At 38.8% G+C, this 21,145-nt stretch carries 22 protein-coding genes and 1 pseudogene; 8 read left to right on the plus strand and 15 right to left on the minus strand.

From position 1 onward, the window contains the following. Positions 1-57: 57 nt before the first annotated feature. The 6 genes from ACI6MV_RS14965 to ACI6MV_RS14990 form a co-directional block, all read right to left on the minus strand. On the minus strand, positions 58-606 hold the full coding sequence (locus tag ACI6MV_RS14965; RefSeq protein WP_407271124.1) for a hypothetical protein: 549 nt from the start codon (positions 604-606) through the stop codon (positions 58-60). Positions 607-987: 381 nt separating this feature from the next. Continuing rightward, a complete protein-coding gene (locus tag ACI6MV_RS14970; RefSeq protein WP_407271125.1) occupies positions 988-1,833 on the minus strand; it encodes an aldo/keto reductase in 846 nt (281 codons plus the stop codon). Between the two features lie 80 nt (positions 1,834-1,913). Continuing rightward, complete coding sequence (locus ACI6MV_RS14975; protein WP_407271126.1) at positions 1,914-2,351, minus strand: GNAT family N-acetyltransferase; 438 nt, start codon at positions 2,349-2,351, stop codon at positions 1,914-1,916. Positions 2,352-2,622: 271 nt separating this feature from the next. Further along, positions 2,623-3,795, minus strand: coding sequence for a sugar ABC transporter permease (locus ACI6MV_RS14980; protein WP_407271127.1), 1,173 nt, complete (start codon positions 3,793-3,795; stop codon positions 2,623-2,625). A 12-nt stretch (positions 3,796-3,807) separates the two neighbouring features. Continuing rightward, positions 3,808-5,328, minus strand: a complete 1,521-nt coding sequence (locus ACI6MV_RS14985; protein ID WP_407271128.1) for an ATP-binding cassette domain-containing protein — start codon at positions 5,326-5,328, stop codon at positions 3,808-3,810. Positions 5,329-5,412: 84 nt separating this feature from the next. Next, a complete protein-coding gene (locus ACI6MV_RS14990; RefSeq protein ID WP_407271129.1) occupies positions 5,413-6,513 on the minus strand; it encodes a sugar ABC transporter substrate-binding protein in 1,101 nt (366 codons plus the stop codon). 438 nt (positions 6,514-6,951) lie between these two features. Between ACI6MV_RS14990 and ACI6MV_RS14995 the strand changes: the two genes are divergently transcribed. The 3 genes from ACI6MV_RS14995 (at position 6,952) to ACI6MV_RS15005 (ending at position 7,770) form a co-directional block, all read left to right on the plus strand. Next, positions 6,952-7,248, plus strand: a complete 297-nt coding sequence (locus ACI6MV_RS14995; RefSeq protein ID WP_407271130.1) for an antibiotic biosynthesis monooxygenase family protein — start codon at positions 6,952-6,954, stop codon at positions 7,246-7,248. Positions 7,249-7,326: 78 nt separating this feature from the next. After that, on the plus strand, positions 7,327-7,569 hold the full coding sequence (locus ACI6MV_RS15000) for a hypothetical protein (RefSeq protein WP_407271131.1): 243 nt from the start codon (positions 7,327-7,329) through the stop codon (positions 7,567-7,569). 51 nt (positions 7,570-7,620) lie between these two features. Next, a complete protein-coding gene (locus tag ACI6MV_RS15005) occupies positions 7,621-7,770 on the plus strand; it encodes a hypothetical protein (protein ID WP_407271132.1) in 150 nt (49 codons plus the stop codon). Between the two features lie 171 nt (positions 7,771-7,941). Here the strand turns inward: ACI6MV_RS15005 and xylF are convergent. From xylF to ACI6MV_RS15025, 4 genes and pseudogenes are all read right to left on the minus strand, one after another. After that, a pseudogene (gene xylF / locus ACI6MV_RS15010) lies at positions 7,942-9,018 on the minus strand (D-xylose ABC transporter substrate-binding protein). A 20-nt stretch (positions 9,019-9,038) separates the two neighbouring features. Next, positions 9,039-10,598, minus strand: coding sequence for a response regulator (locus tag ACI6MV_RS15015; protein WP_407271133.1), 1,560 nt, complete (start codon positions 10,596-10,598; stop codon positions 9,039-9,041). After that, on the minus strand, positions 10,576-12,042 hold the full coding sequence (locus ACI6MV_RS15020; protein ID WP_407271134.1) for a sensor histidine kinase: 1,467 nt from the start codon (positions 12,040-12,042) through the stop codon (positions 10,576-10,578). The genes ACI6MV_RS15015 and ACI6MV_RS15020 overlap by 23 nt, the downstream gene beginning before the upstream one ends. After that, positions 12,039-13,016 (minus strand): sugar ABC transporter substrate-binding protein, encoded by a 978-nt coding sequence (locus ACI6MV_RS15025; protein WP_407271135.1) that lies wholly within the window; start codon positions 13,014-13,016, stop codon positions 12,039-12,041. The genes ACI6MV_RS15020 and ACI6MV_RS15025 overlap by 4 nt, the downstream gene beginning before the upstream one ends. A gap of 284 nt (positions 13,017-13,300) precedes the next feature. Between ACI6MV_RS15025 and ACI6MV_RS15030 the strand changes: the two genes are divergently transcribed. Further along, positions 13,301-14,344, plus strand: a complete 1,044-nt coding sequence (locus tag ACI6MV_RS15030; RefSeq protein WP_407271136.1) for a glycoside hydrolase family 5 protein — start codon at positions 13,301-13,303, stop codon at positions 14,342-14,344. 42 nt (positions 14,345-14,386) lie between these two features. Here ACI6MV_RS15030 and ACI6MV_RS15035 read toward each other — a convergent pair whose 3' ends face one another. Genes ACI6MV_RS15035 through ACI6MV_RS15050 form a run of 4 tightly spaced genes read right to left on the minus strand, consistent with a single transcriptional unit; the run spans position 14,387 to position 16,032 of the window. Further along, on the minus strand, positions 14,387-15,376 hold the full coding sequence (locus tag ACI6MV_RS15035; RefSeq protein WP_407271137.1) for an alpha/beta hydrolase: 990 nt from the start codon (positions 15,374-15,376) through the stop codon (positions 14,387-14,389). Between the two features lie 12 nt (positions 15,377-15,388). Next, entirely contained in the window at positions 15,389-15,535 is a 147-nt protein-coding gene (locus ACI6MV_RS15040; RefSeq protein WP_407271138.1) for a hypothetical protein, read from the minus strand. A gap of 12 nt (positions 15,536-15,547) precedes the next feature. Further along, positions 15,548-15,883 (minus strand): hypothetical protein, encoded by a 336-nt coding sequence (locus tag ACI6MV_RS15045; RefSeq protein ID WP_407271139.1) that lies wholly within the window; start codon positions 15,881-15,883, stop codon positions 15,548-15,550. A gap of 2 nt (positions 15,884-15,885) precedes the next feature. Continuing rightward, positions 15,886-16,032 (minus strand): hypothetical protein, encoded by a 147-nt coding sequence (locus ACI6MV_RS15050; protein ID WP_407271140.1) that lies wholly within the window; start codon positions 16,030-16,032, stop codon positions 15,886-15,888. A 199-nt stretch (positions 16,033-16,231) separates the two neighbouring features. Here ACI6MV_RS15050 and ACI6MV_RS15055 point away from each other — a divergent pair, with 199 nt between their 5' ends. From ACI6MV_RS15055 to ACI6MV_RS15070, 4 genes are all read left to right on the plus strand, one after another. After that, positions 16,232-17,020 (plus strand): GNAT family N-acetyltransferase, encoded by a 789-nt coding sequence (locus ACI6MV_RS15055; RefSeq protein ID WP_407271141.1) that lies wholly within the window; start codon positions 16,232-16,234, stop codon positions 17,018-17,020. A 103-nt stretch (positions 17,021-17,123) separates the two neighbouring features. Beyond that, positions 17,124-17,900, plus strand: a complete 777-nt coding sequence (locus ACI6MV_RS15060; protein WP_407271142.1) for an N-acetylmuramoyl-L-alanine amidase family protein — start codon at positions 17,124-17,126, stop codon at positions 17,898-17,900. Between the two features lie 99 nt (positions 17,901-17,999). Further along, positions 18,000-18,314, plus strand: coding sequence for a hypothetical protein (locus ACI6MV_RS15065; RefSeq protein ID WP_407271143.1), 315 nt, complete (start codon positions 18,000-18,002; stop codon positions 18,312-18,314). Between the two features lie 90 nt (positions 18,315-18,404). Then, the gene (locus ACI6MV_RS15070; RefSeq protein ID WP_407271144.1) at positions 18,405-19,133 is read left to right on the plus strand and encodes an MOSC domain-containing protein; all 729 of its coding nucleotides are present in this window, start codon (positions 18,405-18,407) and stop codon (positions 19,131-19,133) included. Between the two features lie 244 nt (positions 19,134-19,377). On the opposite strand, the gene ACI6MV_RS15075 is transcribed toward ACI6MV_RS15070, so the two are convergent. After that, positions 19,378-21,033, minus strand: coding sequence for a glycerol-3-phosphate dehydrogenase/oxidase (locus ACI6MV_RS15075; protein WP_407271145.1), 1,656 nt, complete (start codon positions 21,031-21,033; stop codon positions 19,378-19,380). Between the last annotated feature and the right edge of the window lie 112 nt (positions 21,034-21,145).

Raw genomic sequence — 21,145 nt, forward strand, 5'->3', positions numbered from 1 at the left:
GTCCAAGTTTTTTTTCAAGTAAAAAGGACCTTATGCTTTAAGGTCCTATAACACCTATTATTTTCTTAACCTTCTCCATACAAATATAATACTAATTGCTAGGATCAGGAAAGCGAAACCAACCCACAGCACAGCTTTCGATTCTTCTACCTCAAGATTTACTATTTCATCTGGCAACTCACCTTCACCTAGAATAACCAAGTCCTCTTCGGCCTCACTTAATTGTTTGGTTCCGTCACAGTGAATCGTAACTAGTCCATTGTTTCCTCCGTACATCGAGGACGGGTGCGCATAGACCAAATAGTTGTTACCTTGCTGAAAACGATAGCCACAATCGCCACCACCAATTCCAGTTGTAATATATACTTGTGATCGAGAAACACCTTTCCACGTTTCTGTCACCTTAAATAATACCTGCTTTGAACTAGGATTTTCTGTGATTTTAACAACCTCACCAGAAAACACTGCCGTCGCTCGCTTAAACTCTGCTTCCACAGGGTTAGGATCCGCACAGGAACAAGCATAACTTGTGGATGGAATGATCGTCATGCCCATAAAACTTAAAGCAACACTTAATAAGATTGTGATACATATAATTTTTTTCACTGGCTACCTCCATCTTGAGTTGCACCTTTTACAAATAGACGTAGGCTGCCTATTAAACGTCACAAAATTTCATAGAACAAAAGCGGTTGGCGCCGGTTAGCGACGTACGGACTGGACAGAACCGGAGGAGATAAAGGAAACATGCCCCCGCAAAGGGGGTATGTCGACGTTGGACGACAAGTCCGCTTTTAGTCGACCTTCCATAAAACCTGAACCGATGTTGACTTATCGTGTCATGAGGTGAGGGAAGTCTCTCTAGTCGCTGGCTCTCGGAGCTGGCCGTGGCTAATGCTTAATGTTATCCTCAATTAGTATATTTTATAATTTCCTGCAACCAAAAAGCTCTAACAAACATTCGGAATGATTGTTAGAGCAATATTCTTAAAACTCTTCATACACCGCAGGATCCTGATCATTTATCCTACCATCTGCTTGAGTTAATCCGGAAATCAAGCTCATTTCCGCTTCATCCAGTGAAAAATCAAAGATCGATATATTGTCACGCTGTCTTTCTGGTGATGCCGATTTAGGAATAATCACTGAGCCGAGTTGATAATGCCAACGCAGCACCACTTGTGGAATCGACTTACCATGATTGCTAGCAATCTTTTTAAGCGTGTCATTGTGCAAGATGTCCTTTGCTTTGGCTAATGGACTCCATGATTGTGTTTGGATATCATTGGTTTTGTGCCACTTCACTTGCTCTGCTTGATTAAAAAATGGATGCAGTTCAATTTGATTAATGCTCGGCTTCACACCTGTTTCCTTTTCAAGACGTTCTAGGTGCTCTGGTAAAAAGTTACATACACCAATTGAGCGGATGAGCCCCTGCTTTTTGGCATCGATTAACGCTTGCCAAGCTTCCACATAATTATCCTGGATCGGATTTGGCCAATGCACGAGATACAAATCATAATAGTCCAAGTTCGCGCGATACAAAGATTCTTGCACAGTCGTAATTGCTTTATCGTATTGCTGATAACGCCCCGGTAATTTAGAGGCGATGCGTAGGTCTTCTCTCGCTACCCTACTACGCCTAATCGCTTCCCCAACTGTTCCTTCGTTTTCGTAATTGTAGGCAGAATCAATTAATCGGTATCCTGTATCATCAATTGCACTCCTGATTGATTCCGCACCTTGATTCCCTTTCAGTTGATACGTACCCAAGCCCAAAACAGGCAAAGTAGTACCATCATTCAATGTTATTTCCGGAACTGGTTTTACCATAGCAAATCACTCCTTTTTGTTACTTTTAGGTTAGCATAATTGTGGGTATTTTTCATAAATTTGGATTTACGCATTCCTATTTATAATGACATACTCATCGTAATTGTTCTATTTTCAAACCCCAAACTTTCATATATGCTAATTGCTTGATTTCCTGCAAATACATTTAAACGAACTTCGGTATATCCCGCTTGTTTTAGTTGGTCAACACCTGTTTTAATTAATTGTCTTGAGATACCTTTACCTCTATATTCATCTAACACAAATAATTCATATATAAATCCGATTTTCTTATCTGAAAACTGGTCTTTACTACCTCCTATAAGAATCCAACCCGCTAATACATTGTTTTCTGTCGATATCAAATAATAACTGCCCTTCTCTAAAAGTGGTCTTACCAGTTGTTTGGCTTTCTGGGATGTTGGTTCTACTTCACCTAAAGTTCCCTCAAAGATCGCTTGCGGGGAATGTGTTAATATTTGTTCAATTTCTAACTGATTTGGTTTTCTTATTTCCATATTAGTAAATCAATCCTTCCAATAACATTCCATACACTTTAATTAAGTAAGTATAAAATCCATTTTTGTACTACCTCGTTCACAAAATTCCCATCTTCATAGCAATCATCATGTTGATAATAGTTGTCATTATATCACTTAGGTCGTGATTTTTAAGCTTATAAAAGATAAAAAAAAGACCAAATCATATGCGATTTAGTCTGCTAATTAGAATGCTATTTCTTTAAGCTAAACGGCACTACTTAATCTAAAAAGGATGGAGCTCATTTTTCTAGGCTCTCTGCCTCCGCGTCATAACGTCAAAGATAACCGCTAGTGCTAGTACTCCACCACGAATCATATATTGGGGAGCGATCCCAACACCCATCAAGTTCATCCCATTTGTTAAAGTCGCCATAACGACCGCACCAATGACAGCACCAGTTACTTTACCAACACCACCAGCAGCGGATACACCACCAACGAAGGCCGCGGCAATCGCGTCAAGTTCGAATAATGTACCTGCAGTTGTTGTTGCTGATTGCAAACGCGCTGTAAACAAAATACCGGATAGTCCGGAGAGCATCCCCATCGAACCGAATACGAGGAAGGTTATTTTACTCACACTGATTCCACTTAAATGGGCTGCTTCGGGATTACTACCGACGGCGTAGATGTGTCTTCCTATTACTGTCTTCGTAGTAACAAAATGATAAATCATAACAACTAAAAGAATAATCACCACTGTCCATGACAACCCATTATAACCAGCCAGTAGCCAAGTAACATAAGCAATAATAACGGAGACAAAAATTAATTGAATCACAAACATCGGTGTGGAAACGACTTTAAAATTATATTTTATTTTATTTCTACGATTAGATAGTGCACTAATAATGTAAAATAAAATACCTACTGCTCCAACAAGCAAAGAAAGCAAATGTAATCCACCAATTTCCATGATTGAAGGAATGTATCCATTACCTATCGCATTAAAAGCTTCATTGTCTACATTAATAGTTCCTGATTTTTCGGTTACTAAGAGGATTGCACCTCGGTAAATCAGCCATCCAGCTAGTGTCGCCACAAAGGCTGGGATTCCAACTTTAGCTACTAAGAAACCTGTAATTGAACCAGCAAGCATGCCTAGTATAAGTACAATCGGAATCACAATATATACCGGTATCCCCTGCAAAAGTAAGATTGCCGCAATCGCACCAAGAAAACCAGCTAAAAATCCAATCGATAAGTCAATATGACGGATAACGATAACGAGCATGACCCCGACAGCCAGCACTGCAATATAACCAGCTGAATCTAGTAAATTACTTATATTTCGTGACGTCATAAATAATCCATCTGTTAGAATTGTAAATGTGATCATAATGATAATTAAAGCAATATACATCCCATAGTCACGAATGTTATGCTTGATTACGCCCAGCGCTTCCCTTAACAATTTCATACGTTCTACCTCCTATTGCGTCGCAAGCTGCATTATCTTTTCTTGACTCGCATCTTCTGATGACAATTCCCCTTGCATCTCACCTTCTGCCATCACATAAATACGGTCGCTCATCCCCAGAATCTCACCAAGCTCTGATGAAATCATAATAATGCTCATACCTTTATCTATTAATTCATTCATAACGTTATAAATTTCAAATTTAGCACCAACATCAATACCACGAGTCGGTTCATCTAAGATCAATAATTTCGGACTTACAAAAAGCCACTTTCCTAAGGAAACTTTCTGTTGATTACCACCACTCAAATTACCTACGAGTTGCTGAATCGATGGTGATTTGATACCTAATGATTGTCGATATTCTTCCGCGACTATAATCTCTTCGTTTTCATTCAATATTCCTCTGGAGGAAATACCATTTAAATTCCCAGCAGAAATATTACTTTTTATATCCTGTAATAAAAATAAACCGTTACCTTTCCTGTCTTCTGTTACATAGGCAATTCCAGCCTTAATTGCATAACTGGTATGTTTTAAAATGACAGGCATACCATCAACAAACAAATCACCTTGCAATTTGTATTTTCTTGCATTGCCAAAAATACTTTGCGCAAGCTCCGTCCTTCCGGCACCCATTAAGCCGGCTATTCCGACGATTTCACCTTGTCGCACATAAAGGTCGACATTTTTCGCAACTTGGCGACCTAACTGTGCATCATATGCAGACCAGTTTGATAGTTCAAGAATCTTATCACCAATTTTTTTATTCGGCCTTTTCGGATAAATATCATTTATTTCTCGACCAACCATATTTTTAATAATCGCAGCCTCGGTAACTTCCCCTTTAGAAGCTTCCAATGTACAAATCGTCTCACCATCCCGGAGTACCGTCGCCTTATCTGCAATCGCAATGATTTCTTTTAGCTTGTGAGAAATCATTATGCAGGTGATTCCTTGCTTTCTTAACTCGCGTAATAATTCCAATAGATTTTCACTATCATTCTCGTTAAGAGCAGCGGTCGGTTCGTCCAAAATGAGTAGCTTTACGTCCTTGCTTAACGCCTTTGCAATTTCGACTAATTGCTGTTTACCCACGCCTAATTCTTTTATTAACGTTTCTGGATTTACTTTCAACTTTACTTTTTCGAGTAATTGCTTTGATTCGACAATTGCTTTATTCCAATCTAAAACTCCACCATTCTGAATCTCATTATTTATGAATATATTTTCATAAACAGCAAGATCAGGGAATAATGCCAACTCCTGATAAATAATTGCGATACCAACTTCTACACTGTCTTTTATTTTATTAAACCTTTGGACCTCGCCATTGTATACGATATCGCCTTGATAATTTCCATAAGGATAAACACCGCTAAGCACCTTCATAAGTGTCGACTTACCAGCGCCATTTTCTCCAACTAAACAGTGAATTTCTCCTCTTTCGACTTTGAAATTGACATTAGAGAGCGCCTTCACACCTGTAAACTCTTTCGATATTTGGTTCATCTCTAAAATATAATCGCTCATCGTTATGCCTCCTTAACCAGACAACTTAACAATTACGGAATAGTGATAGATAAATCTATCACTATTCCGTTGAAAAATTATTACTTATTCTAAGCCAGTAAATTCACTAGCTTCATAGTAGCCAGAATCAACAATTTCTGCTTTTACATTAGCTTTATCTACGCTAATAACATCCGATTGTTTTGCTGGTACTTCAATCGATCCGTTATCGTAAGAACCAGTTGTTTCAGGTGTTTCTTCGTCTAGAATTGTAAGTGCCATACCCATTGCATCAGAAACTAAAGTACGAACATCTTTAAACACTGTCATCGATTGTTTATCATCGATAATATATTGTATTGAAGCTTTTGTAGCATCTTGACCAGAGATCACATAGCTAGTAATTGCACTATCTTGAGAGAAAACGTCAGCAATTGCACGAGCAGTGTCATCATTTGGACCAAGTATCGCGATATCACCCTTCATGTCAGCACCTGCTGCAGTTAAGTGTGTTTCCGCTTTGTTTTTAGCTTCTGCTGGATCCCAGCTCGTTGTAATTTGACTAATAATGCCACTCATTTCCTCACGTGTTAATTCCGCTTTATCTTGTAAAGCTTCAGCTTCGCTTGAGTTAGCAATTACAAATGTTCCATCTGCGATTTTAGGTTGAAGCACATTCCATGCACCTTCGAAGAACAAGAACGCATTGTTATCAGTTGCTGCACCAGCATACAAGTATAACGGTATGTCAGATCCTTCTGAATGATCGACTAAATATTGTGCTTGTGCCGCACCTACTGCAACACTGTCAAATGTTACATAATAATCAACAGCTTCTGAATTTGTAATGAGACGGTCATAAGAAATAACTTTAATTCCTTCTTCTTTAGCAGCTTCAACTGCACCACCAGCTGAATCACCATCAACAGGGGTTATAATTAGCACATCAATACCTTTACTAATTAATGTTTCTACGTTTTCTTTTTCCTTAGCAGAAGAGCCTTGACTGAACAAAATTTCAGCAGAGTAATCGGATTCGTCGATTGCTGCTTTAAATCTTTCTTCATCTTGTACCCATCTTTGTTCATCTTTTGTAGGTAATACAATCCCTACACTCACTCCACCATCATTGTTACAACCAGAAACAATAAGTACGATAAAAATTGCAAGTAATAAAACCGGAATAAACTTAAACTTTTCTCTCATCTTGAAACCCCTTTCAAATTTAAAAATCCATATACGTTTTCTGCTAACAAGTTAAATATAGCACCCGTATCCGGCAGTGAAAACGCTTTATAATAGTACTATTTTGGTATTACCTGTACTTTTTTATCCTTTGTGAAAAGTTATCAAAAAAAATCTACCCAATCCCGTTATGGAGACTAGATAGCATTTGTGATTTAACAATAATAACTGTTATAGATCAACTATATGGGATGTGAATTACTGAAAATAAGTATTATGAAATTGTCTAAATTGAGTGATTTTGTTAAGTTGAGTATCTATGTTTCTCAACATTGAATGGACAAATACGTTAATATAATATTAGAAAATAAAGTACGTTGACAATGGTGTTAAGTAAAAAGTTAACACGATGTGATAAACAGGAGAGAGTTGTAGTACATATAGAAAGGTGGACAATTAATGATATTAGAAGCTGTCATGTTACAAGTTAAACAAGGTATGGAAGTCGAATATGAAAAAGCATTTCGCGCGGTATCAGAAATTATCTCTTCCATGAAAGGGTACATATGTCATGAATTGCAGCGTTGTATCGAGGTTGAGGGAAAATACTTACTATTAGTAAAGTGGGAAACCCTAGAGGACCATACAGTTGGATTTAGACAATCTAGCGAGTATCAAGAATGGAAAAGGCAACTACATCATTTTTATGACCCCTTTCCAATAGTAGAACATTTTGAGCATGTCGATTTATCTTAGTTGTGTGGGTCCGTGCATTTGAAACTGTGTTAGGAAAATAGCTGAAAAATATTCAAGAGAAAAGGAGAGCTGAATATCATGAAAAAGACGAGCTTCATCTCAGGGCTAGTGATGATCGGATTAAGTGGGATAATATTTACTTGGGAAAGATTTTTATCATTATATTTATTTGGAATTATCATTTCCGACGACAAAAGAGGTTCTTATCCGAGCGAACCTTCGATGCCGAATATTTTTGAAAATATTTTTGTTTGTCTTTTACTAGTGATCGGCATTGTTTTAGTTTTATTTTCTCTTAGCAAATTCAGAAAGAGTGCCTAACATGCTCTCTTTTTCAAGGACTTCAACCAATACTTACTGGAGGGATCGATAATGATATTTCGTTTTATCGATATTATAGCAGGGACAATCTATGACACGATAAATTTCTTTGCAAAGCCTTTTAGCTATCTGATCGCAGGGGGAATTATTGTAGCCATTCCAGTTTATCTGATTGTTTGGATCTTTGGATTATTTCAGTGATTGATTACGCGGACAAGAAAACCTTATTTATGGAATTTAGGCGATTTTTTCATCTAGCCGGACACGAGATCCCTATTCCCCTCTTACCATGATATAGGCAATACCATGTCCGCTTCACTGTTAAACATTATTTCATAAGACCTGTATCCACAAAACTCTACAACATCCATACTATTCACCCATGTACACCTCTTGCTCCGAATGAAAGCCATCTGCAATGATTGTGTCATCAATATTCGATTTCTCAACGGCAATTGGGGACAGTAGCACAGATGGTACTTCGACTTTCCCATTGTTAACTTCTCGTAAGACATCGATACTTTTCCCTTTTGCAAGCTCAACCGCTAACGTAGCTGCTTTCTCGGTTAGCGCTTGGATCGGTTTGTACACGGTCATCGTCTGTGTTCCTTAAACAATTCTTTGCACAGCAGCAAGCTCAGCATCTTGGCCAGCTACTGGTATTTTTCCTGCCAATCCTTGTGCTTTAAGCGCTTGAATGACAGCACCTGCCGTCGCATCATTAGCCGCAATAACTGCATCAATTTGATTGTTGTTCGCTTGTAATGCGATGTCCATGTTGGCTTTAGCATTTTCCGGCACCCAGTCCTTCGTCCATTGATCAAATACAACAGTAATGTCACCTCGGTCGATCAATGGCTGTAACACGTTGAATACTCCTTTTTTAAACAAATGCGCATTGTTATCGGTAACCGCACCTCCGATGTAAACATATTTGCCTTTTGGCACCAGTCTTGTAATTGCCTTCGCTTGGAGCTCACCTACCTTTTCGTTGTCATAGGAAACGTACAAATCAATTTCAGAATTTTTGACGAGACGATCGTAGGAAAGCACCTTGACATCGGCTGAGTGTGCCTTCTTCACGATTGCTGCCGTAGATTCTGCGTTGTGCGGAACGACTACAAGAACGTCAATACCTCGACCAATCAGCGTTTCCGCTTGTGAAATCTGCACTCCATCATCACCATTTGCAGCCATAATATCAACTTCGGCCCCTAAAGCTTCAACCGCTTGTTTGAATAAATCTCTGTCACGTAGCCAGCGCTCTTCTTCTAATGTATCCATCGAAAAACCAATTTTAATTTTATCATCAGCATCGACTTCCCCCCCACCCCGCTCAGGCTTATTAGGAGACGATGTTGTATCACTAGAAGAAGCTGTCTGCTCACATGCTGACACAAGCACAAGAGCGAGCATCAGTATACATACTTGTAAAAATAACCGCTTCATAAGTCCCGCTCCAATTCCGGTTAAGTTTTAAAGCTTATAATTCCTTTGTTAGTTAACAAGTTCTTGCGATACTTTGTTGGTGATTCTCCACACATTCGCTTAAATACTTTACTAAAATAGTTGGGATCATGATAACCTACTTCAAAAGTAATTTCCTTTAAACTTCGATCAGGGTCCATCATCAACTTCTTCGCTTTATCAATACGACATTCGGTTAAAAAATTAATATAATTGATGCCAAGCTGCTCTTTAAACATTTTACTTATATAAATGGGACTTAAGCCCACCTTCTTAGCAATCATATCGAGTGAGATATCTTGATTGGAATTGTCAATGATATATTGCTTGATCTGATGAATGATGTCATCCTCTAATTGGTCATAATATGCTGCAGATGACTGTTTCAATTTCTCCAACAAATGACTTGTCTCTGCACGTAGCTGTCTATAATTCATAATTTGATAAGGATATATTGGTGTGTCCGACTCAATCCCCATCTCGCCCAACACCCTTGAAGCGATCCAGAGAAACTCGAGCGCGTGCTGCTGTGCTTGATTGATGTTTACGTCTGCACTTTCATAGCGCTTGATTAAATCCATCAAGTTAGCATAAACAAGCTCCCATTGACCGCTGTGGATTTGATCAAAAAAATCCTTTTCCCGCTCTTTCATTAGCTGCTCATCAGATTGGGGATCGATGGCAGGCAGGTCGGAATAAAAGCGATATTTAACCGGAAGCATTGTATCCTTTGTCGCGATCAGCGATTCCTGATATGATTTCCGAATATCATTCAACGTGCTATAAACATTACCAATACCAATAAAGCAGCCTTTACTAACGTCATCGTTCACTACTGAAAGAATTTCCCGTGCGAGGAAAATTGCTTGCGATCGAAATGTTGTATCAGGCTTTCGGAACATGATGATGGGAAGCTGACGACCATACAACGCACCAACCCAACCACTTCCCGACTCCCTCACTTTATTTTTGACAGCTGGATAGCAATTTTCTGAACCTATCGGCACCACAAGGCTCATCACAAATACTTCATTTGTCGACCGAACATCTAGCAAACGAACTAACTCATCTAATTGAAGTTCGTGAACATGATCAAACAACAGTTGCGTAACAACATCTGTTTCGACTACAGACATTGCTTTTTCTAGCTTTTCCTGCTGATCTAGGTTCGTCTCTAACGACTTGTGCTCTTCTTCAATCGATTGCAAAACCTTACCAACTGTTTCGACAATTTCACTCGCTTTGCTCGGCTTCAGAATATAATCGATCACACCATGTTTCATCGCTAGCTTTGCATAATCGAATTTGGCATAAGCGGTTACCATGACGAATTTGCTGTTAGCATTTGTTGCTTTGACTTGTTCCACAACATCAAAGCCATTCATACCCGGCATCTTAATATCTACTAAAATCAAATCTGGCAGGAATTTTTGTGCCATTTCAACAGCAATTCTTCCATTTTTAGCTTGCTCTATGGCCAGAGTTGGAAAAGCTTTCTGCAAAATTGCTTGCAATCCTTCCCGCTCGATTTGCTCATCATCAACGATTAGTAGTTTTATCATACGTGTCGACTCCTTTTTGTTTAGGAATATTCAAGACAACTTTTGTGCCATGCCCGATCCGACTCTCAATATGAATAACATCATCATAGTTGTAAAATAAACGCAGACGCTTAACGACATTGCTGATGCCAATACCCGTTGAACGTCCTTCTGTTTCATCAGGAGCCTCCTCGAGAATTCGCTTAATTTTCTCGTTTGTCATGCCGGGGCCATTATCTTCAATTTCAATTGTAACCTGCTCTATTCCATCAATCACCCGAAACCAAACGGTACCGCCATCCTCCTCCGGTTCAACAGCATAGATCACAGCATTTTCTACAATTGGCTGTAGTGTTAATCCTGGAATCTGCACATCAAGACACGCTTCCTCTACTTCCATCTGAAAATGTAATCGATCGGTAAACCTAGCTTTTTGAATATTTATATACTGCTGCAGCACACGAACTTCTTCAGCAAGTGTAATCGATTTATCTAGACGTCTTAGATTGTGACGAAGCAAACCTGCCACACTTACGAGTAAATCACTCGTTTCTTCTGAACCCTCTAAATACGCCTTTTTCGATAGCGTGTTTAGTGTATTAAACAAAAAATGCGGATTAATCTGGCTTTGCAGACTTCGAAGCTGACTTTCCTGCAAAAGTAGCTTATTTTGCTGCAGCTCATTTTCAAGCTGTGCATTATAATGAATTTCGGATATCAAATTATTAATATTAATGCGCATCCGGTCAAACATCTTCGCTAAAAAGGCAATTTCATCATTAGAATCTACCTCTATTTTTAAATCAAATCTTCCTTTGGAAAGCTCATTCGCTGCTTGTGATAGCTTTAGCACTGGTTTAGTAATTCTTAGCGAAAACCAATAGGCAAATAACAATAACAGCAATGTAATTAATAAAAACAACCAAATTCCCAGCTTGTTTAATTCAACTGATTGATCAATAATCCCTCGATAAAAACGGTCGTATGTGCGTAATTCTGTATCAATCAACGTTAACGTCATGTCAGAGATATAGTTAGAAATCCTAGTCGCTTCAGCAAACGCTTTCATCGCATTTGCTGTTTCTCGCTCTGTATGAAACATTAGTGATCGATCGGTAGTTTCAGTTAAACTGTCTACTAGATTGACATAGTTTGTTAATGCAAATTGATTTTCCTTATTCATAAATTCAGAAACGTCAGATTTTAATTTCTGGATTTTATCTTTATCCGTATACAACACATCAAGTGTGTCCGGAGAAGGCTCAAGTAAATAATTGTTCAGTGCCGTAATCATTTCCTGACTCGCACTTGACACTTCATTCATAAGCAAATAACGCTCCAAAATGTTGTTATATTGGTTTTGCATTTTATGATTATAGTAGGTGAGTGAAATCCAAATCACCGCCATAATCGACAAGACAACCATTACGAGAATCCATATTTTCTTTTGAATGCTACTGTTCATTGGACATCCATCGCCTTTACCATTCGAATGTCAGTGAGGTAACCATCCATATCAAGCGGCACATGATCATTTCTCAGCCAATTGTTCATCAGGTTCACACTCGTCTCCCCCATCATCCTCGGGGATTGCTCAATCATACCGTCGAGTTTTCCTTCTTCTAATAGTGATAATGATTCTGGATCGTCGTCAAATGAATATATATGATAAGGATCTATTTGGGAGCGGCTACCTATTTCTTGAATCATATCTCCTGCGAAATTAGCATTAATCGCGATGAAAGCATCCAACTCAGGAATCTGATTGAGAATTTGTTTTGTTGTAGCGGTTACCTGTTCCCTCGTATCTTGGGTTTCTGCATCAATAGTTTGGATGTTTGGATAGTCCTTAAGTACATCTTTTATGCCGTCCAACCGTTGTCTTTGATAATATTCTTGCCGGCTATCAAATAATAGCACAACTTCTCCAGTCTCCCCCATATCAGCAAGCAACTCGTTCGCAATTAACTCCCCTGCTCGGTACTGATTAGATCCGACATACGTTCGTCGGAGACTCTCTTCCATCGGCACATCATTGGCCACAGTAATAATTGGGATCCCGTAAGAAGCAGCTTTAATCTTCGTTAAATCCTTAAACTCATCGGTATCCAAGCCTTGAACGATAATACCGTCCACTTTCGAATAAATGGCAATTTCAATTTTTTTCAAAAAATCCTCTTGGTTGTTGCCATAACTTCCCCATACTTCTAACTCTACCCCGCTTTTCTGGGCTTGTTCAATTGCACCGGCGCTCACTTGATCCCAGAAAGGTGTTTCTAGTTCTTGGGTAATCAGCACAATTCTATATTTCATCTGTTCATGCTCCGTTGCCCGAGGCAATTGCCAATCGGCACTAAACACCTTTACGGTCGATTCGAAAGTCAAATAAAAAAGGAAGATACATATGATAACGGTTACAATTGTGGCGATTTTTCGCAAGGGCGCTAACTCCTTTTTCGCTAGTAAACTAGGTTCATTATAGCATACACTGCTTTCTATCAACTACCTGAATTTGGTAGATACATAAGTCCTTTTTTAATTACCTTACACAACCATCTGCCACATATCATTTGGAATGGGGAATAGGTCGCGATATGAATGGCTAAAAATAAGGATGAAAGTCGACGAACATAGATTGGGGTTGATTTTATTTTTACCTAATGAATATAATTAAGCTAACAATGTAAGCGCTTCTAAATATTATGTTTGTGCAGGGGGAAAACATGAAAAAGCTTAATAAACGATTCCTTATTATTAGTTTAGTTAGTATTCTAGTGATTGCGATTTTAGTAATTGGAATTCCAAAGCTATTGTCTCCAGCAGAAGGGATACTATCGATTGAAGAGATAGATGGACAACAAACAATCGTGGATGATCACGGCGATATCGTCCAATTACGTGGGATGAGTACACACGGTTTGCAATGGTACTCTAGCATTTTAAATAACAATGCATTCGCAGCTCTTAAAAATGACTGGCAGGCAAATGTCGTGCGTCTCGCTGTTTATGTAAATGAAAACGGATATAACAAGCACCCAGAAGCAATGATGGAAAAAGTAACAAGAGGAATTGATCTTGCCATTGCTAATGATCTATATGTGATCGTCGATTGGCACGTGCATTATCCAGGTGATCCAAACGATGAAACATATGCAGGAGCGATGGATTTTTTCAATGAAGTTTCCTCCCTTTATCCGAACAATAAACATATCATTTATGAGATCGCCAACGAACCAAATGACCGCGATGAAGAAGGTATTACGAACGATATGGATGGCTGGAGAAGAGTTAAGGCATATGCCGAGCCCATCATTGCGATGCTTCGGGAAACTGACAATGAAAACCTAGTAATAGTTGGTACACCAAGCTGGAGTCAGCGGCCTGATTTAGCTGCCGAGGAACCAATTGAAGATAACAATACTGCTTATACCGTGCACTTTTACAGTGGCACACATAACGATGGATATGTGATGGGTAACGCCAAGAAAGCATTGAAAAATGACGTTGCTATCTTTGTAACCGAATTTGGAACGAGTGAGGCCGGTGGCTATAATGGGCCATATTTAGAGGAAACAGATGAATGGTTAAACTTCTTGGATGAAAACCATGTGAGCTGGGTAAACTGGTCAGCGTCTATTAAACAGGAAGCTTCTGCTGCATTTATCCCTTATACTAATCTCGACCCAGGTGAAAGCCAGGCATGGGGCGAAGATGTGTTAACAGAGTCCGGCATGTATATTCGTGATCGGCTTAGAAGTTATAAGTAGAGGGGGAAATTCTATACTATAAGTAAGTAGCGTGTAGGGCATCTATTCTCTACACGCTTTTTCATTTCCTCGCTCACATTCCACTTGCTCTTCAATAAACACACTAATTGAATTACACACTTGTTCAAGCAGAAGCGATGATTCATTGAATAATGCATGTCTGCCGTTGTTAATATGCACCACTTTTAAGAACGGAAATTTTTGTTTGATAAAGTTAATATTGTATTTCCAATCTACGGTCGTATCTTGATTTCCTTGGATAATACACGTTTGTGTGTGCACTGCCGGAAATGTTTGAATAGCTTCGTTCCACTGAATAAGCACCGTCAGCCAATCGATTGGAATTTCTTCTGACTGCAATGGATCTTGACGGGTAAACGTCAAATAACGCTTGTTAGAAGAATTATTGCGAAACTTCCGCTTCACCTTGCGAATAATTGGAAACATGTTATTGATGAAAAAACCGATCTTCGTTAGAAACCAAAACCTAGACCGAATAACCGGCGCTACTAATACTACCTTATCAAAAGCGTGATCCGGAAATCTAAGCACATAATCCATTACAATCGCTGCCCCTGTACTATGACCAACAGCAAAATACGGACCTGGCAACTCGTGCTTAGCTATCTCAATCAGCTTTTCCAATGTGATAACATAGTCGCTAAACTGCTGAATGGAGGCCGTCTTCCCTTCCGATAGCCCATGCCCCTGTAAATCATAGGTAAGCACTGTATAGCTATGTTCATTAAGATGGCGAATGATATGATTCAAATGCCCCACATGATCCAAATAGCCGTGCAGAAGCACAACGGTCCCTCTGCTTCGCTTGGGCTTAAAAACTTGGACAACAATCGCCGTATTGTTGATTGTCAGCTTGCCGAAATGAAATTCAAGACCACTCTGGTTTAAGCCATAATAGTCGAGGTATTTGCTAATATCACCACCAATTTCAATTGGTTTATGAAAATCTAACAGATCATTGGTGTTTGTTAATCGTTCAAGCACGCTTTTTATATCCGCTGTCTTTTCCATCACACATGCCCCTTATTCTTTAATCGCGATATTCATGATGATCATCGAGTTCAAATTCCAAGCTGTATAGTATTCAAATTTTCTTTCCTCATGATGCCTTTCTCCATAACCCCATATTACATCGTTGTCTGCTTTTCTTTCATCGTAATTATTTTCCAACGACCGGCTAGTCTAACGTGGTTGGATACGATGATAAAATCTCATTTTTTTCAACTGTTCATCATGTCGCATTATTTCATCTGGGTCGTATACCGAATGTTCTAACGTCATATTGTTAACAGAAAGCCGAGAAGTTATCCTGTCCTTAGCTGAGCTTACAAAATCATTTCTAATATCTCGCTTACGTTTTTTTTCAATTTTCGTCTTTACCTTTTTAAATTCCACACTTAGTTTTGTATGATCTTCCTTTACATGCTGGATTTGCTGCTTGCAGTGTAAGCTAAAAAAATGACTGATAGCAGTGATCAATCCGATCCATAACAAAGGTTGGATTGGGATTATGGTCATGGTCATGCTCCTGTACCTATCCAACTAAACAACAGAAATAATTGGGCGTTTGCTCTTCTCCTTTCCCATGTTAATTTGCCATCCAAACACTGGTTAAGGCCTGCAAGCAGTTGCTGTTCGGTAACTTTATAGCTATCTATTTTTTTCATTGTTCATGCACGATTACTAACTCCATTGTTGTATGTAGCATTGCACGTCCTCCAGAATTCATTAAATAAGCATATTTCCCTCTATTATAATTATAGCATTATCACAATAAGTCGGTGTCTATACCAAAACAATGCTTACATTTGGTGAAGCGTCCTATGCTATAATTTTCCTATCTAATACAGATGAGGAGTTACCAGAATGATACACTTACAGGATGTTCTCGAACTCGATTTTGCCTTTTTAGAAACCTTTACAAAACGTATCAACACACCTTGGGGTGCACTCTTTTTCAATAATGAGCAGCCTACCCATTACGATTCCAACCATGCTCACATCAGTGAATCCAGTGAAGACCCAGCAGTCGTCATAGATGAAGTAATTAATTTTTATCAGTCAAGAAAAGTCATTCCAAGATTTTATATTTACAATATAGATAAGCAGCAAAAACTGCTTACTGCACTTTCGAAAACAGGCTTCCAATATGAAGAATTAATTAGTCCGGTTCAGTTATGGAATAACCAAATCGCGAAACGCCTGAGTAGTGACGATATAACCATAGAAAAAGTGACATCAGAGAACTATCAAGCAGCTTTTGAGATCGAATGCAGCATCACAGAATTCGGCGGTAAGGAAGCAGGTGAGCAAGTTTTTGAAACACAATTCCATCATCCAGCTTTCACTCATTATTTGCTAAAATACAAGGGTGTTGCCAGTTCCACAGCGTGTGTTTTCACAGATGGTAACCAAGCACGGTTAGAAAGTGTTGCTACACTAGAGGCTTTTCGAGGAAAAGGCTTAGTTGGAGAATTGATCCACTATATCCAAAACGAAGTGTCTAAACAAGGTGTTAGCAAACTTTGGGTGTTTCCGATTAACGAATCGATTGAAAAAGTTTATCAAAAATATGGATTCGAAACGGTTCAAAAATTAACGATGGGCCACGCCTTTTTAGGCGGAAAGAGTATTAAAGAAATCCAAGGCAAATAGTTCTGTAATGCACTCCTACATCTTCCCTTAAGACGATTATATAGATGAATCGATACTAGTCTTCGTATACGAAAACAATACCGAAAAAGAGGAGATGAATGGAATGAGTAAAGTACTAGTTGCTTTTCTTGACGATGGTCACGGAGAAGAAACAGCAGGGAAACGGACTCCTTACATGAAAGCCTTAGGTCGTAGCATAAAGGAAAATGAGTTTAACAAACCGGTCGTTGCGTTACTTCAAACAGAATTAGAGCGATGTGGTGTTAACGTCGTTCTGGTAGCACCGGAAGATCGTGATACACCGCTCAAAACTCGTACTGATCGCGCAAACAAAACGAAAGCAGCATATGATAAAAAGTACGGAAAGAATCAAGTTGACTTTATTTATGTTTCGATTCATTTTAATGCTTATGATGGATCGTTTACTGGTGCGAATCCTAGTGGCATTAGCCTACACGTCTATCTAGGCAATAAAAAGTATCGAAGTGGTGAGCTTGCAGGATCGATTGCCAAATACGTAAAGCAGGGAACAAAACAAGAATATCGCGGCGTGAAAGAAAATAATTTTCATGTGTTAAGAGAAACGAAAAATATTCCAGCTGTGTTATCAGAAAACGGCTTTATGGACAACCCAGCAGAAGCGAATCTGATGCTAAATAAAAAGTTCCAAAAAGAAGTAGCCGTCGAGCATGCCAAAGGGATTTGTGATTATTTCGGCATAGCTTATCAAGGTGGAACAAACGAAGATAATGCGGGCGACATCCACCGAATTTTCGTAGATGAAAAACAAGTGATTGCCCTTCGTAACGATGATAGCGTGTTGCAGCAAGTCGAAAAATACTTAGCTAATGCTAAGGAAATTAAAATACAAAAGGTTTAGACTGATAAGTAACATTGCCAGGCTTCTAATGTGGAAGCATATCCACGGATAGGGACCTGGCACTTTCATTTATAAGTAACAACTATTCCAGTCTATACAATGTTAAAATATTGGTATATTAGCATTTTCATTACAAATATAACACCAAACCAATTTAATGCAATTAATGATCACGTATTTAGTGTAGATTGTTCAGATCAAGTTAACAATACAGATGATACTTGGGGTTATGAATGTCCCGTTGAGATTACTGATCAAACAACATTGGAAAGTCAGAGCGGAAATAAATTGGATATTGACAACTTTCGTAAAGGTAGCGTCGTAAAGGTAACCCTGGTTTCTACCACAGACCTTATTAATGATAGCAAACCATTTCGAGCAGAAAAAGTTATAAAAGCAACTGAAAGTGAGTAGCAGCGCGTTAGATCAGAGGCTAACAGTAGAGTTCAAGAATATGCTCTGTTACACTCATACTAAATCAAAATTCATATTGGAGTGAACGCAATGTTAGTCGGTCATATAAAAGAAATTGTTCGTCACCCGGTAAAATCTTTTCGAGGAGAAAGTATTCCTCAAACTAAAATAATGGATTATGGGCTATATGGGGACCGTAGCCATGCTTATGTAGACGAATCAAAAAATGGAAATTTCTTAACGATCTCACAATTCCAAGATATGGTTCGATATCAAGCAAGGTTTGTGGGAGAAGAATCAATGGAAACCTATCCTAAAGTCGAGGTAATTACGCCTGAAGGTAAGACTTGTGATTGGGAAGATCCAGCATTAATTAAAGAGATGGAAACCAAATCGAAACGAACTATTTCTACTAAACAATACGCTCCCGCACATGTACCTATTGGACCAATTGCAGTAGAACATGTTTTACTTGCAACAGATGCTTCATTAGATAAGTTGACCGAGCTATGGGATAAAGACGACGTAGATTTGAGACGGTTTCGTCCTAACTTATTTATTTCATTAAAGGACAAGCAACCTTTTGTAGAAGAAGAATGGATGGGGCGACGGATAAGAATAGGAAATCAAGTAGAAATGGAATTTGTAGGACATTGTGTAAGATGCATGATTATCACTGTCGATCCTGAAAATGCCGAACGAGATTCGAGTTTACATAAAACGATTATAAAAGAAAATAACAATAATTTTGGTGTCTATGCTTCTGTGATAAAAACAGGAGACGTTCATGTAGATGATGAAGTTCATTTGCTTGATTGAGTTTTTTTATAATTTTTAGACGTTTCTTCCAAAACACAAATTTCCAAGCATCAATGTTGTCATATATACATATTTTTCAACCTTCAGGTTAAAATCATCTTACTAAAATTGTTTATATATAAGACGCTCAGATTTTTTAAAAATCTGAGCGTCTTTATCAAATGCAGTGTTAATCAATTTAATAATCGTCTTGATATTCGCTATCTAAATACTATTTGCAACTCAAAGCTGACCTACTTAAACATCATTCCTCAACAGGATGTGTCGCTTCAAATAATAGTTGATCTAACTCCTCTGTATACTCTTGTACTTGTTCATCTGTCCAGCCAAATACGTTGGCCATGTAGCGAATGACTGGTGTTTTATGCGCATGAACCCAGTCAATCGCAAAGAACATTGCTCCTGTTCGTCGAATGAAAAAGTCTACCGGTTTATAAGTTAGCTCATACTCGATCGCATACTGCAATCGCGCATAGACAAGTAAATCGAGCCCTGCATCTTTTGCGGTTGTTTCACCAGTCCTATAAATGGTTAGCAGTTTGTCGATATTGGATCCGTAAGTTTGGACGAGTTGTTTTGCATTTTCTAAGGATATTCCGATTTGTACAGCTTCCTCTACTTTATCATTGCTAAATTGCACAAAACCTTTTGATCCCCCAACGTCTCCACCAGATAGTGGCATATGCTTCGTATCAGCATCAGAATAAATAATACCCTCTTCTTTAAGCTTACTAGTGACCGTATTCACAACACTTTCAGCCATTTTTCTGTAACCAGTTAATTTGCCACCTGCAATCGAAATTAGGTTCGAATCTGAAATGAAAATCTCATCCTTACGTGAAATCTCTGATGGATCCTTGCCTTCTTCATGAATTAACGGTCGTAACCCTGCCCAGCTAGACTCAACATCAGCAGCAGAAATGTTTACATCTGGGAACATAAAATCAATCGCGCTAAGCACATAGTCTCTATCCGCCGTTGTCATCGTTGGATGAGCAATATCTCCTGTATAAACAGTGTCCGTTGTACCGACATACGTTTTTCCATCTCGGGGAATCGCAAATACCATTCGTCCATCTGGCGTATCAAAATAAATCGCCTGTTGCAGCGGAAATCTTTCACCGTCAAAGACGAGGTGAATCCCTTTCGTTAATTGCAGCGTTTTTCCTTTTTTAGAATTGTCTTTTTCTCTTATTGTATCCACCCATGGTCCAGCTGCATTGACGATTGTTTTGGCATAAATATCATGCTGCGTACCATCAATTTGATCCTCTACTTTAACACCAATCACTTTACCATCAGCGTAGAGTAAATCAATTACCTTCGTATAGTTAAGCGCTTGTGCACCTTTTTCAACTGCTTTTTTTATGACTTCAATCGTTAAGCGCGCATCATCTGTTTTATACTCAACATAGTAGCCCGCCCCTTTGATTCCCTCTTTCTTGAGTAACGGCTCTCGTTTCAGCGCCTCATCAACACCGAACATTTTCCTTCGTTCACTCTTTTTCACTCCAGCCAGAAAATCGTAAACTCTTAGCCCAACGTTAGTCGTGAACGGGCCAAATGTTCCACCCTGATAAAACGGAAGTAACATCCATTCCGGAGTTGTGACATGTGGGGCATTTTCATAAACAATCGCTCGCTCTTTGCCTACCTCTGCGACTACGCCAATTTCGAATTGTTTCAAATAACGAAGGCCGCCATGCACTAATTTGGTTGACCGGCTTGATGTTCCAGCGGCAAAATCTTGCATTTCAACAACAGCTACATTCAGTCCCCTAGCTACCGCATCAAGCGCAATACCTGCACCAGTTATGCCTCCCCCGATTACGAGAACATCATTTGAAGTGTTTTTTATTTTTGTAAATGTATCATTTCGCTTTAAACTAGAAAATAACATCCCTACTCGCTCCTCTATATATATCGATTCAACTTAGACGGAAGTACAAAAAAAGACCACAAATCTACTTAAGCATAGGCTTAAGTCATTTGCGGTCTCTCGAATTCTCCGT

Source organism: Radiobacillus sp. PE A8.2 (assembly GCF_045635475.1).
Lineage (GTDB): Bacteria > Bacillota > Bacilli > Bacillales > Amphibacillaceae > JBJGXI01.